19 protein-coding genes are annotated in these 14,265 nt (G+C 36.9%); 12 read left to right on the top strand and 7 right to left on the bottom strand.

The window, feature by feature from the left end:
- Positions 1–137: 137 nt before the first annotated feature.
- Positions 138–1,487: a YjiH family protein gene (locus JKP73_RS05020; protein WP_038242130.1), complete on the bottom strand. Its 1,350-nt coding sequence runs from the start codon at positions 1,485–1,487 to the stop codon at positions 138–140.
- Positions 1,488–1,614: 127 nt separating this feature from the next.
- On the opposite strand from JKP73_RS05020, the gene JKP73_RS05015 reads away from it, so the two are divergent.
- From JKP73_RS05015 to JKP73_RS04980, 10 genes are all read left to right on the top strand, one after another.
- Positions 1,615–3,261 (top strand): ABC1 kinase family protein, encoded by a 1,647-nt coding sequence (locus tag JKP73_RS05015; protein WP_021289880.1) that lies wholly within the window; start codon positions 1,615–1,617, stop codon positions 3,259–3,261.
- Between the two features lie 12 nt (positions 3,262–3,273).
- Positions 3,274–3,573, top strand: coding sequence for a phasin family protein (locus tag JKP73_RS05010; protein WP_200410958.1), 300 nt, complete (start codon positions 3,274–3,276; stop codon positions 3,571–3,573).
- An 87-nt stretch (positions 3,574–3,660) separates the two neighbouring features.
- Positions 3,661–3,783 (top strand): hypothetical protein, encoded by a 123-nt coding sequence (locus JKP73_RS23380; RefSeq protein ID WP_267903251.1) that lies wholly within the window; start codon positions 3,661–3,663, stop codon positions 3,781–3,783.
- Between the two features lie 32 nt (positions 3,784–3,815).
- Positions 3,816–4,508, top strand: a complete 693-nt coding sequence (coxB, locus tag JKP73_RS05005) for a cytochrome c oxidase subunit II (protein WP_200410957.1) — start codon at positions 3,816–3,818, stop codon at positions 4,506–4,508.
- Positions 4,509–4,525: 17 nt separating this feature from the next.
- Positions 4,526–4,648 carry a hypothetical protein gene (locus tag JKP73_RS23375; RefSeq protein WP_267903250.1) on the top strand — a complete coding sequence of 41 codons (123 nt, stop codon included), beginning with the start codon at positions 4,526–4,528 and terminating at the stop codon, positions 4,646–4,648.
- Positions 4,614–6,446, top strand: a complete 1,833-nt coding sequence (locus JKP73_RS05000) for a cytochrome c oxidase subunit I (RefSeq protein WP_438874663.1) — start codon at positions 4,614–4,616, stop codon at positions 6,444–6,446. Before JKP73_RS23375 ends, JKP73_RS05000 begins: the two co-directional genes overlap by 35 nt.
- Positions 6,439–7,011, top strand: a complete 573-nt coding sequence (locus tag JKP73_RS04995; protein ID WP_021289876.1) for a cytochrome c oxidase subunit 3 — start codon at positions 6,439–6,441, stop codon at positions 7,009–7,011. Before JKP73_RS05000 ends, JKP73_RS04995 begins: the two co-directional genes overlap by 8 nt.
- Positions 7,012–7,192: 181 nt before the next feature.
- The gene (locus JKP73_RS04990) at positions 7,193–7,336 is read left to right on the top strand and encodes a hypothetical protein (RefSeq protein WP_021289875.1); all 144 of its coding nucleotides are present in this window, start codon (positions 7,193–7,195) and stop codon (positions 7,334–7,336) included.
- A gap of 227 nt (positions 7,337–7,563) precedes the next feature.
- Positions 7,564–7,869, top strand: coding sequence for a YwdI family protein (locus JKP73_RS04985; protein WP_021289874.1), 306 nt, complete (start codon positions 7,564–7,566; stop codon positions 7,867–7,869).
- Positions 7,870–7,889: 20 nt separating this feature from the next.
- On the top strand, positions 7,890–8,258 hold the full coding sequence (locus tag JKP73_RS04980) for a DUF423 domain-containing protein (RefSeq protein WP_021289873.1): 369 nt from the start codon (positions 7,890–7,892) through the stop codon (positions 8,256–8,258).
- 18 nt (positions 8,259–8,276) lie between these two features.
- Here the strand turns inward: JKP73_RS04980 and JKP73_RS04975 are convergent, their stop codons facing one another.
- From JKP73_RS04975 to JKP73_RS04960, 4 genes are all read right to left on the bottom strand, one after another.
- Positions 8,277–8,528 (bottom strand): hypothetical protein, encoded by a 252-nt coding sequence (locus JKP73_RS04975; protein WP_021289872.1) that lies wholly within the window; start codon positions 8,526–8,528, stop codon positions 8,277–8,279.
- Positions 8,529–8,644: 116 nt separating this feature from the next.
- A complete protein-coding gene (gene gerQ / locus JKP73_RS04970; protein WP_021289871.1) occupies positions 8,645–9,115 on the bottom strand; it encodes a spore coat protein GerQ in 471 nt (156 codons plus the stop codon).
- Between the two features lie 36 nt (positions 9,116–9,151).
- Entirely contained in the window at positions 9,152–9,577 is a 426-nt protein-coding gene (locus JKP73_RS04965) for a cell wall hydrolase (protein WP_021289870.1), read from the bottom strand.
- Positions 9,578–9,691: 114 nt separating this feature from the next.
- Positions 9,692–10,633 (bottom strand): SDR family oxidoreductase, encoded by a 942-nt coding sequence (locus JKP73_RS04960; protein WP_369759835.1) that lies wholly within the window; start codon positions 10,631–10,633, stop codon positions 9,692–9,694.
- Between the two features lie 191 nt (positions 10,634–10,824).
- Between JKP73_RS04960 and JKP73_RS04955 the strand changes: the two genes are divergently transcribed.
- Positions 10,825–10,989: a hypothetical protein gene (locus tag JKP73_RS04955; protein WP_187370445.1), complete on the top strand. Its 165-nt coding sequence runs from the start codon at positions 10,825–10,827 to the stop codon at positions 10,987–10,989.
- A 46-nt stretch (positions 10,990–11,035) separates the two neighbouring features.
- On the opposite strand, the gene hemQ is transcribed toward JKP73_RS04955, so the two are convergent.
- Positions 11,036–11,782, bottom strand: a complete 747-nt coding sequence (gene hemQ, locus JKP73_RS04950; protein ID WP_021289867.1) for a hydrogen peroxide-dependent heme synthase — start codon at positions 11,780–11,782, stop codon at positions 11,036–11,038.
- Between the two features lie 266 nt (positions 11,783–12,048).
- On the opposite strand from hemQ, the gene pta reads away from it, so the two are divergent.
- The gene (pta, locus tag JKP73_RS04945) at positions 12,049–13,020 is read left to right on the top strand and encodes a phosphate acetyltransferase (protein WP_160806832.1); all 972 of its coding nucleotides are present in this window, start codon (positions 12,049–12,051) and stop codon (positions 13,018–13,020) included.
- 36 nt (positions 13,021–13,056) lie between these two features.
- Here pta and JKP73_RS04940 read toward each other — a convergent pair whose 3' ends face one another.
- Complete coding sequence (locus tag JKP73_RS04940; RefSeq protein ID WP_160806831.1) at positions 13,057–13,908, bottom strand: lipoate--protein ligase family protein; 852 nt, start codon at positions 13,906–13,908, stop codon at positions 13,057–13,059.
- Positions 13,909–14,265 lie beyond the last annotated feature (357 nt).

Raw genomic sequence — 14,265 nt, 5'->3', positions numbered from 1 at the left:
CGATCAGGGAAAAGGGAACCATTTAGATCCTAAGTGGAACAGAGAAAAGGCGCTACTTATCAAAAAAGCTTGTAGAAAAACACGGGGTTTCTCTACAAGCTACGGTTGGGTTATTTCAGCACAAAACTGTTTTTTCATTAGAAAATAATATGAGCGATTAATGTAATAATTGGTAGTGTAATAATTGTACGTAATAGGAAGATTATAACTAGGTCTTTAAACGAAACTGGTACTTTGGAACCTAATAATAAACCACCTACTTCTGACATATAAATTAACTGAGTAACAGATAAAGCTGCAATAATAAATCTAGTGATTTCCTCTTCAATAGAGGAGGCAAAAATTGCTGGTAAGAACATATCCGCAAATCCAATTAATATTGTTTCAGAGGCAGCTTGGGCAGATGGGATTTGTAGAAGTTCCAATAATGGAATGAATGGCACACCTAACCACTGAAATACAGGTGTGTTTTCAGCAATTATTAAAGCAATAAGTCCAAATGCCATGACAACTGGAGCAACACCCATCCACATGTCGAGGATATTTTGGCCGCCCTCTTTTATGAATTGATAGATGCTTTTTTCTTTTTGTGCACGAGTTAAGGCTTTTTTATAACCAAAAGTTAGAACATTGTCTCCATCGGGTATTTCTTCTGTTATTCCATCAGCGTTCTCGTTAACATATGTATCTGCTTTTCGAGAAAGTGGTGGAATACGCGGCATAATTAGAGCAGCTACGAATCCAGCAACTAATACTGTTCCATAAAATGGGAGGAACATATCGCCAAGATTCACTTCAGAAATGATAACGAGTGAGAAGGTAATGGATACGACCGAAAAGGTTGTTCCGATTACTGCTGCTTCTCTTTTCGTATAATAACCTTCTTCATACTGTTTACTAGTAAGTAAGACACCAATTGTGCCATCTCCAACCCAAGAGGCTAAGGAATCGATGGACCCACGTCCTGGTAAACGAAAGAGCGGACGCATAATTTTTGTCATTAACGTCCCAAATAACTCAAGTAATCCGAAGTTCATAAGTAAAGGGAGGAATAGGCCAGCGAAAAGAAACACAGCAAACAGCACATGTAAAAGATCATCAAGTAATAATTGTCCTGTTGCTTCACCATGAATGAATGCTGGCCCTAGTCGAAAATAGACCATAATCGCAAAAATAGCCGCTAGTACACGCGTAATTGTCCAAAAGCTACTAACATGAAATAGCTGTTGAAAGAAAGGTGTACGATTTAATCGATCCCGTCCTATTATTTTAGCGAGCACACTCATGACTGCAGTAATAACGATAATAATCATCATAATAGCTGATAATTGATCGGCTAACAAATCTTGGACATAACCAGCAAGGATCGCTATAGGAATCGTTAATCCTTCGTCCGTCTGCATTGGAGACATAAATAAGAAGACACCGATTAGGGATGGTATAATAAATTTCAAGTGATCTGTTATGGAATAATTATTGTTTTTCATAAGAACCCCCAGCGTTCCGTATTCTTCTTTATTATAAGGGAAATATAGCTGATGTCCAACTAAAAATTAACGGAGACGATGTTTAGAGGAGATTCAGGTTAGGGTAAATAATAATGAGGTGTTCTGGGTGAATAAGGGTTTAAAATATAAGTTGAGCTATCGCTCTAGTGTAATGGTATGGATGACAATTAAATTTATTTTTAAAATTTATTTCTTTTATTTTAAAAACCGTGTATGGGATGAGCGGACGTTACAAAAGTGGAATGCTTTAGTTACTACTATGGCTAAAGAATATCGGGAGAAGGCAATACATCTGGGCGGCGTGCTAATTAAAGTAGGACAATTCCTTAGTACTAGAACAGATTTTATGCCAGATGCGTTTATCAAAGAATTAAGCGGATTGGTCGACCGGGTTCCACCTATGCCGTTTACATATGCAAGAAAGCTATTAGAGGAAGAATGGGGCGAGGATATATATCATTATTTAGATGAAATTCAATTTGCATCGGTAGCATCTGCGTCGATTGGGGAAGTTTATCATGCCAAATTAAAAGATAGCGGCACAGAAGTAGCAATTAAAGTGCAGCGTTATCGTGTTAGAGAAATATTTCATAAAGATTTCAAAGCCTTGCGAATCGTTTTTTGGTTGATTTCTGTATTTACTTCTTTTGGTAAGAAAGCAGATTTACCAGCATTATATCGTGAACTAGTTACCGTCATGAATAAGGAACTTGATTTTGATCAGGAATTGAATCACGCTCATTATTTTCAAGATCGATTTGAGGATAATGAAGCTATCCATATCCCATACTATATGGAAAATCTTTGTACAAAAAAAGTGCTTGTTATAGAGTGGGTAGATGGAGCTAAAATTACAGATACTAATTATATGTATCGACATCAACTATCAACGGAGCATATTGCAAGAACCATATTTGACTTTTATTTAGAGCAGTTTCTCAATCCTGGTAAATTCCACGCTGATCCGCATGCAGGGAATTTATTAATCCAGCCAAATGGAACTGTTGTTATCATTGACTTTGGTATGGTTGGTGAAGTGCGTAAACAAGACACACACTATTTTAAGCGCCTCATTCAAAATATTATCATGGATGATTATGATCGAGTAATTGAAATTCTAGATGAAATGGATTTCCTTCTTCCAAACGCGGATCGCAGAAAATTGAAACGGCTGATCCGAGATACGATTGAGCTTTATCAAAATGGCGCATTTCATATGGTTGATATGAATACAATGGAACAATTAAAAGAAGATATTCGGTTACTTATTAAGGATCAACCAATTCAGTTATCCGCTGAATATGCTTATTTAGGAAGAGCTATTTCCATTGTACTTGGTATATTATTAGCTATTTATCCTGATGTGGATATTCAAAAATGGGCAAAACCAAAAATAAAAAAATGGTTCGGCGGACGGAACTTAGCCGAATCCATTTATAAACAATATGTGAAAGATACAGTCAAACCAGTTTTATCTTATCCAAAAGCAATGTTAAACTGGTTGGAAAATGGGGAAAAAGATAGACAGTGGGATAATCAAAAACAGCAAAAAAACTTAAAGCATCACTATTTTATTTTTTTAGAAATCATTCATTTTATCCTGCTGCTTGTGAGTATCGGTTGTAGTTTTGTAGGCTATTATGTTCAGCTGCAACTCGTTACCCATATAGCACTTTGGGGAATCGGGTTATTCTCCATTCTGCTAGTGGGATTATTATATAAACATTACAACGTCATTCGAGATAAAATGTAAGGGGGTGTTAACGTGAATGATGTTCTAAAAAAAGGATTTCTATTAGGGTTAGGTGCAGCTGTAACAAGTAAAGAAAAGTTTGAAAGTAAAGTAAAACAGCTGGTTGATAAAAATGAACTTACTCAAGAACAAGCGAGAACAGTGCTGCAAAACTTCGTGGATAAAGGTGAAATGAAGAAGGACGAATGGAACTCTCAACAATACGAGCAAACACAAAAATTAGCTAAAGAATTTAGATTAGCTACGAAGGAAGATATCGACGAACTAAGAGCAAGAATTACAGAATTGGAAAGTAAATTAGAAGAAGAATAAGCAAGGACAAAAGCGAGCGGCCATACATTGGTGTCGCTCGTTTTTTATAAGAAATGAGAATTTTTTACGATAAGAAATACTTATATTATGGAAAAGAAACTTCATCGCTTCGTGATGAAAGCCAACATTATTGATCAGCGCTCGCGCCATTTGCAATGGGCGGGTGAAGATAAAGTTTTGATGTCGTATCTTTGGGGTAACGGTACATGAAGTATTCATTCCCTGAAAAGGTTGGATGTATCATGAAAAAAATAGTATGGCTTTTTATGTTGATTTTCTTAGCTGGATGTAATATTACCGTACTGCAGCCCAAAAGTGAGACAGCTAGTGAACAAGCATTCTTAATTAATTTTAGTTTTTGGCTCATGATGATTGTTGTGGTTACGGTTTTTACTTTATTTATTCGTTTTGTATATAAATATCGATTTACGGAAAAAAGGAAGGACGATCTACCAGAAGATGTAAAAGGAAATCGGAAGTTAGAAATTACATGGATTGTGTTGCCTATTCTATTACTCATTGTTTTAGCTGTACCAACAATTGCCATTACTTATGAACAATCAGCCAAAGCACCGCAAGATAGAAAGAAGAACGGAGTACATATTGATGTAATAGGTAAGCAGTTCAGTTGGACATTTCAATATGAAAATGGCAAAAAAGAAATGAATCGACTGGTGATCCCAGAAGGAGAACCAATTATTTTTCATTTGACCTCTGAAGATGTCATTCACTCCTTTTGGGCTCCTAAATTAGGTGGCAAAGTCGATGTTATGCCTGGAAAAGAAATAACTTATGAAATAAAAAAACCAGAAAAAGGATCTTATCAAGGGAAGTGTGCGGAATATTGTGGACTTGCTCATGCTAATATGACCTTTAAAACAAAGGTAGTAGCTAAAGAAGATTATCAGGAATATCTAATACAGGAATCGCAATAAGTATGAGGTGAACGTTTATGAAGCTATCCTTATTTGGACAAAATGTAATGATTCCTTCTGATGTTATAGCTGCATGGATTACTTCTATCCTATTAGCTATTATCATTGGATTCTTCATCAATAAAGAAGCGGAAGTTTAGCATGATTTGGAAGTATCTAAGAACGATGAATCATCGAAGAATAGGAATCATGTATATATTGTTTGGTATTATCTACTTTTTTAGGGCTGGATTAGATGCATTGTTTATTCGAGCTCAATTAGCAATACCAAATAATGATTTTTGGGTCTTCCAAGGCGAAAAATATAACGAAGTATTTACAACACATGGTACATTAATGATCTTTTTTGTTGCCATGCCACTATTGTTGGGACTCATGAATATTGCGGTTCCTTTGCAAATTGGTGCAAGAGATTTAGCATTTCCATTTTTAAATGCACTAGGGTTTTGGCTGTTTTTCGCTGGTTCCCTTTTCTTTAATATAGCATTTTTTATAAATATGACTCCAGAAGTTGGTTGGACAGGCTATACACCGTTATCAAGGGCTGAATATACACCTGGTGCAGGAACAGAGTTTTATGTTTTTGGTTTGCAAATATCCGGGTTAGGTACCATTTTTACAGCACTTAACTTAATTGTTACGATTATGCGTCATCGAGCACCAGGAATGAAGTATACAAGAATGCCCTTGTTTGCTTGGGCAACCTTAATCACTTCCTTTCTAATTTTAATCGCTTTTACGGTATTGGCAATTGCCCTATATCTTCTCATGTTTGACAGATTATTTGGAACGGGGTTCTTCTCTGGAGAAGAAGGCGATCCAATTTTTTGGCAGCATTTATTCTGGATTTTTGGACATCCTGAAGTGTATATTCTGGCATTGCCAGCTTTTGGCATCTTCTCTGATATTATTGCTACGTTTTCTCGAAAGCGTATTTTTGGCTATCCAGTTATGGTCGTATCTATTACTTTAATTGGATTTTTAGGGTTTATGGTTTGGTCGCATCACATGTTTACGGTAGGACTTGGACCAATGGCAAATACATTTTTTGCGATTACCACCATGGCAATTGCTGTCCCTACAGGAATCAAGGTTTTTAATTGGCTATTTACAATGCGTGGTGGGGTTATTCATTTTACAACACCAATGCTATTTGCGTTAGGTTTTATTCCTTCCTTTGTAATGGGTGGAGTAACAGGGGTAATGCTTTCTGTATCTGCTGCAGATTTTCAATTCCACGATACACACTTTGTGGTCGCTCATTTTCACTATGTGATTATTGCTTCTACGATATTAGGTGTATTTGCTGGATTGTATTATTGGTACCCTAAGATCACTGGCTATATTTTAGACGAAAAGTTAGGCAAATGGCATTTTTGGACATTTCTCATTGGATTTCATTTAACTTTTTTCCCCATGCATATTACGGGATTGGAGGGAATGCCACGTCGTGTCTACACATATACCCAAGCAGACGGTATTTTTCTTCTAAACGCTGCAAGTACAGTGGGTGCTTTTTTAATGGGAATAAGCATGCTATTTGCTGTTTGGAATGTGTATATAACACATAAAAAAGGTGAAAAAGTTGGGAATGATCCATGGAATGGTCGTACATTAGAATGGACCGAAGCTTCACCTGCCCCGGAACATACATTTGAACCAATGCCAATTGTCGATGAAATAGACGCTTTCTGGTTTGCGAAAATTGAAAACAGATCGCTAGCAACTACTTTAGCAGTTAGAATAAAGCCATTGGAGCAAGAAACGATTCAACCATTTTTCATTGCCATGGCATTGCTAGTAATATGTACAGGACTAACATTTACATGGTATTGGTTGACGATAGCTGGGGCAGTACTATTATTTTCGCTACTCATTGTACGATCCTTTACAGATGAACGAGAAAGTTTCTATGGGAAGGAAGATCCGTATGAATAGTCAAGAGGCAGCGTTATTTCAAGATAAGAAGATTGGCTTCTTTATATATTTGGGTGTGGAAGCAATTATGTTTGCTGTTTTGTTTGCGACATATTTTATTTTTACACCAGCAGCTAAAGGACCCTATCCTACGGAAGTGTTTGAAGCGAGGACGGTTTTGCTTTCATCGTTTTTTCTTTTATCTAGTAGTGGGACGTTGCTTATAGCTGAAAAGGGAATAGAAAAGAAGAATCAAACAAAGGTGATCGTCGGGCTAGGTGCTACCTTATTATGCGCTTTCGCTTTTCTTGGATTAGAAATTCATGAGTTTTATACATTTGTACAGGAAGGGTATGGTATAACTACCAGCATATTCTTAGCATCTTTCTATGTTCTCGTAGGTCTGCATGCTGCGCATGTTGCCTTTGGCATTGGCTGGATGATTGTATTATTCCTTCATTACTATCGACCTAAGGTATCCTATTCCTTGTATATGGAAAAACAAATCATTTTCTCGTATTACTGGCATTTTGTTGATGTCGTTTGGGTTTTCATCATTTTGTTGGTATATTTACCATATCTCTAATTAGGGTGAAAAAAGTATACTTACAAGGAATGGTGTCAGGTTATATTTCTTCCATTTTGTCAAAAACAGTAGTTATCTGTAAATTCTGCCTATTTTTTATATTGTAGTTGATTATAGCCATAAACAGCGGTACAATGTAATAGCATATTAACTCGGTATTAGTAGGGGGAATCTTAAGCGTATGGTTAGCTTTTTACAGGTATGTGATGATACAGAGAAGAAGCTTGGCAGGAAATTGCAGGAGAAGGAAATACAGTTTTTGCAATGGGTGTATAAACGCTATATAGAGGAACAACCTAAAAGTGTATTGGAATACTTAGGGTAATGGATATGGATAATAGGGTCTCATATGATAGGTATCGAGTTGATAAAAATGAAAACCAGTAACAAGGTCCTGTCGAACAGGGCTTTTTTATTGCCTAAAAGTATAAATTGTACCAGGGGTTATTCATGGAATTAACGGACAGAAACAATGGGAAGTAAACTGTTTGTTTATAGATATAAATCCTTTTATAATAGAAGAAGAAAAACAAGGAAGGGGTACATAAAAAGATGGCAGTAGCAAACTCCACTATCATTCAAAAAATGATAAATGAACTACAATCTGCAAAGCAGGTAGAGGAACATTCAAAGGAAATGTATAAACATATTAGTAATGTTCGTTTATTATGTGATTTATTCCTTGAAGAAGATATAGAAGAAAATTCTAAACCAACTAAAACAGCTATAAATGATATCTCTGCTGCGGAGATGAAGGCTATGCTTGGCGAGATGAAAGCAAAAACGCATGCCGAATCAATTTACAAATCTACCGCCGATCATGATGGAGCGAATGGTGAATCACTATTTGAATTTTAAATAAAGAGGTGTAAAATAACATGAAGCTATTCTTATTATTGGGTATTATCAATGGGTTTTTAGCTGTGGCATTAGGCGCATTCGGAGCTCATGGATTGGAAGGTAAAATCTCTAAAAGTGCGATCGCAACCTGGGAAAAAGCTGTGAACTATCAAATGTTCCACACGATGGCTTTATTAGTAACAGGTATTTTAATGATGAAAGCAAATTCAGCAGGTATCATGTGGGCTGGGTGGATGTTTTTCTTTGGGATAATTTTATTCTCGGGAAGTTTGTATATTTATTCAACAACGGCTATTAAAACATTTGCTATGATTACACCAATTGGAGGAGTTGCGTTTTTAATAGGTTGGATACTTTTGGGAACCTTCGTGGTAAAACACTTATAGTATTATAGAAAGCAATCCTTATAGTTGGAAAACAAAAAATATTGAAAACAGCAATATCAATAATGCACGTGCAGCTTGTTTTAATGCATGTTGTGATTTGTAGGTATTCCAATCTATCCACGCATCACAAGCAAGACTTACAATAACAAGTAAGATACAGAAGAAAATAAGTACAGTGTATGCTTTAATCATCGCGATTAACCCAATAACTGCAGCACCAATTAGAGAGATGAGCTCTATTAAGATAAATTTTTCATAAGGTCGTTTCATATAATCAACCTCTCTACACCTTTCTAATGGTACAAATAGAGGGATGACACAATAGAATGAAGTGTCATCCCTCTTTCTTAGAAGAAATATCATTCCAATTACTTTCTTAGCTATAATTATCTTGGAGAATAGGATGTATTTCCATAAGGATAGGAGTAATTTAATTCTTCATCAAAGGTTACATAATCTAAGTACACCATTAATAGTAAATATCGCTTTCCTGTTTGAGGGTCACTTAAAACGATATGGTCTCTTCCAGCAGCTTCGATAATTCCTCTAAAAACTTTGGCATTCCACTGCTCATTATTCTCAAATGTCATGTAGACCGTCGCTTCTTTTCCTCTGTTTAATCGAAGGATGTTTTCAATATACGATTCTTGTTCAGGTAGCATCATTCCTTGACCGTTACCACCACTTGTTGGGTATGGCTGTGCCTGTTGCATAGATTGTTGCATTGGTGGTTGGGTTGATTGCCTCATATTGTAAACAGGGTAATAGGCTGGAGATGTCGCTGGGTAATAGTAATATGGATAAGGTTGTTGATAGGCATTTGCCTGCTGGTTGTTGTTTTCCTGGTTATCACTCATTTAAAAACCTCCTGTACATCTTTTTGAATTTTTGAACTAACGGAAGACACTTGGGCATTCTTCCGCTGTTGGTGCAAAAAAACAGTGAGACTTGAATCTACCAACATTTGATTGACCATACCATTGAGCAGGGCATGCCCCTGCTGGCATGAAAAACCATAAGGAGTTGGTAGCAGGGTGCTGCCGTTCTCCTTGAATCACCCTTCTTGCCAAACGTTTCTCAGACTCTCGAGCGCGTTGATAAAAATACCCTTTTTGGGTTGCCTCAAATCCGCCAGGACTTTGATATACCATATCATTAATGGTGCGAATATCAGTGAAATCAAGGCAGTCGGAAATGACACGATTAATTCCGGTATTTCCAACCATTAGCATACCTAAGTTTCCGTCCCCTTCTGCCTCTGCACGCATTAATCTTGCAAGGAGTGCTACATCCTTATCTGTATGTTTGACAACGGCCATTAGCATTCCTCATTTCTGTCCAATCTGGTTGCACTAGTATATGTATGTAATGACGAAGGGAAATATGTTTAAATGATTGAAAAAATGAGGACAAAAAACACCCTAGAAAAATGGTTATGAATTTGTAGATTCCCCACCATCCACATGCAGGACCTGCCCTGTAACTAGTCTTGAGTCATCTGATGCAAGGTAAACATAAGTAGGTGCTAGTTCAAATGGCTGACCAATCCGATTAAATAAGTTTGTGCCATGCAGGGCATTCATGTCAGATGAAAAGCTTGCTGGTATTAGTGGCGTCCAAATTCTTCCCGGAGCTACAGCATTCACACGAATACCTTGGCTTGCCACATTTTTTGCAAGGGATCTAGTCCAGCCTACAATAGCGCCTTTGGTGGCAGTGTAATCAATTAATAACGGTTCCCCTGCATATGTAACTACGGATGTAGTCCCAATAATTGAGCTTCCTGGTTTTAAATAGGGTAAGGCTGCTTTTGTTGTATAGAAATGCGAGTAAATATTTATCTTAAATGTTGTATCAAATTGTTCATCTGTAATATCTAATAAATCATTTTGCTGAAATTGAATACCAACATTATTACAAAGTATGTCTAATCTCCCAAAAGCATCGATGGTTTTATCTACGATTAATTTACAATGTTGTCTTTCTGTTAAATCACCTGGTATTAACAAACATTTCTGATCATGAGCTTCAATTCGTTTTTTCGTTCGTTCTGCATCTTTCTGTTCATCTAAGTAAGCAATTGCTACATTTGCTCCCTCTTTTGCAAAGGCAATTGCAGCCGAAGCCCCTATACCACTATCTCCACCAGTAATTAAAGCAACTTTATCCTTTAATTTATTACTCCCTTGATAATGTGGATTTTCAATGATTGGTTTTGGTACCATGAAGTCTTCATGCCCTGGCTGACTTAATTGGCGTTGTTCTGGATTACTTAAAGGTATGTCTTCATAGCGAGTGATTTTTCCATAATTAGGATAGAGCGGATAGGGGTCTGTTTGTTTGTTTTCCTCAAACCATTTCTGATACGCTCGTATATCACGTAATTCCTCCTCAGATGGAAATTGGTTACGAGAATGACCTTCTTTCAACTTAAACCCTCCTTTTTCATTTATGTAATACTGTATGAATGGGCTGCTGTCTATGTGCTAGTTAGATTGATTTATTAGCTAGACTTGTTTCAACCGGAAAGTTATATCATAGACTATAGAAAGGGGAGGGAAGTTTATTGTTAATTACATTTCACCCAAAGGTAACGTGGTTGTTAATTGGACATTCAGAGGAACGGGTCAGAATGCATTACCTTGATGAAAGCTGGTCCATGCCAGTTATTGGTGAGCGGCCACCTTATTACACAAACCCACAGTATAAACCGTATTTTCCACTTATTTAATCAAAAAAAGGAATGCCGCCTGAACAGGGGCATTCCTAATTACTTATTATATATTTAAGTAAGCTGCGATGGCATCATTTGGAAGGTGATTTCCAACAAAGAATTCACCGAACTCTCCGTATTTCGAACTTACTTCGTCAAAACGCATTTCATAGACAATTTTTTTGAACTGTAATGGATCGTGTGCAAATAAAGTAACGCCCCATTCCCAATCGTCTAATCCAATCGAGCCGGTAATAATTTGGCTAACTTTGCCTGCATATTTACGACCTGTCTTACTATGTTCATAAAGCAATTGCCCTCTGACGTCTTTTTCCAGTGTATACCAATTTTCTTCCCCTTGACGTCGTCTGTCCATTGGATAGAAACACACATGCTCCCATTTAGGTAGTATTGGTTTTAGCCGTTTTGCTATCTCGGGAAGCTCCTCTGGTTTTTCCACTTTATATGGACGGTACTTAGATAACTCTACAACAGATACATAAGAGTGTGCAGGAATTAAAAATTCTCCCATTTTAGATTTATTAAGCTCTGTTTCAATTTCAGACAACTCGTTTGTTGTTGGTCGTAAGAACATAAACATCAGGTCTGCTTTTTGCCCAACAATATTATAAAGCACGTGACTTCCATTATTTTCTTCTTCTACTTTCTCCCATGCTGCCAACAATTGTTGAAGGCTTTCAATAGCCTCTTTTCTTTCTTCTTCTGTAGCTAACTTCCAAGAAGTCCAATCCACAGTGCGGAAATCATGCAGGCTATACCAACCATCCATGGTTTCTACTGCTTCTACCATCACTATCTCTCCTTTTTATATCAACTAGTAGAGGTGGCCAAAAGATCTAGTATAGACCTCTAACTATCTCTATCAATAATTTATTTATTTCCATTTTTACTATAGCATATTTGGGGAAGGATATTCATGATGTAGACTTGTAATTGACACGCCATGTTAGAATTGTCATTGGACTGTCAAAAAACGTCCATGCAGTAACAATTGCTTTCATTTATGCTAAGAATCATCTACTATTTAACTATATCCATTTAGGAGGTTTTATAAAAGTGAGTGAATTATTCGATCAAGTGAAAGAAAAGGTTTCTAACCAAAATAAATCGATCGTGTTTCCGGAAGGGACAGATGAACGTATATTAACAGCTGCAAGTCAATTAGCTGCAGCAGGGATTTTAACACCAATCCTAATTGGAGATAAAACGGCTATTAAACAAAAAGGAGAAGAAGTCGGTGTGGATGTATCCCGTTGTAAACTAATGGATCCAGCTGAATTTCCGGAATTTGACCTTATGGTTGAGACGTTTGTAGAACGCCGTAAAGGTAAAGTTTCAAAAGAAGATGCAAAAAAAATTCTACTTGATGAAAATTATTTTGGTACCATGCTTGTCTATATGAATCAAGCAGATGGCCTAGTAAGTGGTGCTACTCATTCGACAGCTGATACAGTTAGGCCTGCATTGCAAGTTATCAAAACGAAAGAAGGGGTTCAAAAAACGTCTGGTGTGTTCATTATGGTTCGTGGTGAAGAGAAGTATGTGTTCGCAGATTGTGCGATTAACATTGCCCCGAATAGTCAAGATCTTGCTGAAATTGCTGTGGAAAGTGCGACAACCGCAGAACTGTTTGATGTGAATCCACGTGTAGCAATGCTCAGTTTTTCTACAAAGGGTTCAGCAAAATCAGAGGAAACAGAACGTGTAGTAGAAGCCCTATCCATTGCAAAAGAAAAGAATCCTTCACTAACAATTGATGGAGAATTTCAATTCGATGCTGCCTTTGTACCAAGTGTAGCAAAGAAAAAAGCCCCGGATGCTGAACTACAAGGAGATGCGAATGTCTTTGTATTTCCAAGTTTGGAAGCAGGGAATATCGGCTATAAAATTGCCCAACGTTTAGGTGAGTTTGAGGCAGTTGGACCAATTCTCCAAGGTTTGAATAAACCAGTAAATGACTTATCACGTGGCTGTAGCACGGAAGATGTATATAATTTAGCATTAATTACTGCTGCTCAGGCAGAATAAATAAAGCTTGCTATGGGGTCGCCCATGCAAGCTTTTTTAGCCTTCATTTCGTATTCGTTCATTACGTTTTTTCATTTGTTCGAGGCGTTTTTGATAATCTGCTAGCTCTGGTTCAGAAAAGGGAGATTCAATAATTTGATTATTAAAATCTGCTAATGCCTGAGTGATCCGTTCTTTGATATCCTTAACGGTTAATTTTGTCCGTAATAAGTCAGATAAAGACGCCATTACATTTGGATCTACAGAAGGATAGCTGAATTTTGTGGATTCGCCTTTTTTGCTCGTCTCGTAAAAATTTTTAATCAGAGTTGCTCGTTTATAACTATTGCCTTCTATATCCAAGTATATTTGTACAGCTACTCCATTTTTAACTCTACGTTGTGAAATTCCAGCAAATTTCTTTCCTTTAATGCTTAGATCATACTCTCCAGGACAATAGGAGTTTATAATTTCGTATGCTTCAATTTGATCTGTTAAGTCTTTCAGTATGTGTTTAACAAAACTAACCATTGCTTCATATCCTTCATGAATGGATAGATCTTTCACCCCAGGAAGAATTAAGGAAATATTGAGTACACCATCATCTAAAGCCACAGCTAAGCCGCCCGAATTGCGAATAATCACTTGGAATCCTGCCTTTTTAAGCAATTGAATCCCTTCATCGATGTAGGGAAGCTTGGCATCGGGGATGCCGAGGACAATCGTATTTTCATGCACCCATAGGCGTAAGGTTGATGGTGAAAATTTATTACTTATTGATAATGCCAGAGCATCATCAATAGCAAAAGAATGAAGAGCTGTAAACGATTCATTATGAAAAGTGGATATCGCGGAATGGTCGATGTATCGAAATGTATCTTGTTGAATGATGTCTTCCCAATTTTTCATAGTTAACTCCTTGATTTACTTGCAATGAAATTGTAAGTGTATTTTTAGCTTTTTTCTTAGAATTATGTTTCTAAATGACTGATAGTATTGGCCGGCATGAGTGTAGGTTACAAAGACATTGCCACAGGAGGTGGCGAAGTTAGTCTTTGGGACTATTTTATCAGAAAAAACCAAATTGAAGGTTCACTTTATCCCGCATCTAACTGGCAGTAAACCTTTCATTAATTGCTAGTGAATATCATCAAGAAAGGGGAGAAAGGAAACTGCCAGTAAATGTCCGATTGGTTCACCTATCAATCAGAAAAAACCAGATTGAAGGTTCACTTTATCTATTATATAATAAAAAGAAATCGTCGA

Source organism: Virgibacillus salexigens (genome assembly GCF_014905415.1).
GTDB classification, from domain to species: domain Bacteria; phylum Bacillota; class Bacilli; order Bacillales; family Amphibacillaceae; genus Virgibacillus; species Virgibacillus salexigens.
The sequence above is the reverse complement of the archived record's forward strand: the minus strand, read 5'-3'. Positions and strand labels throughout refer to the sequence as shown.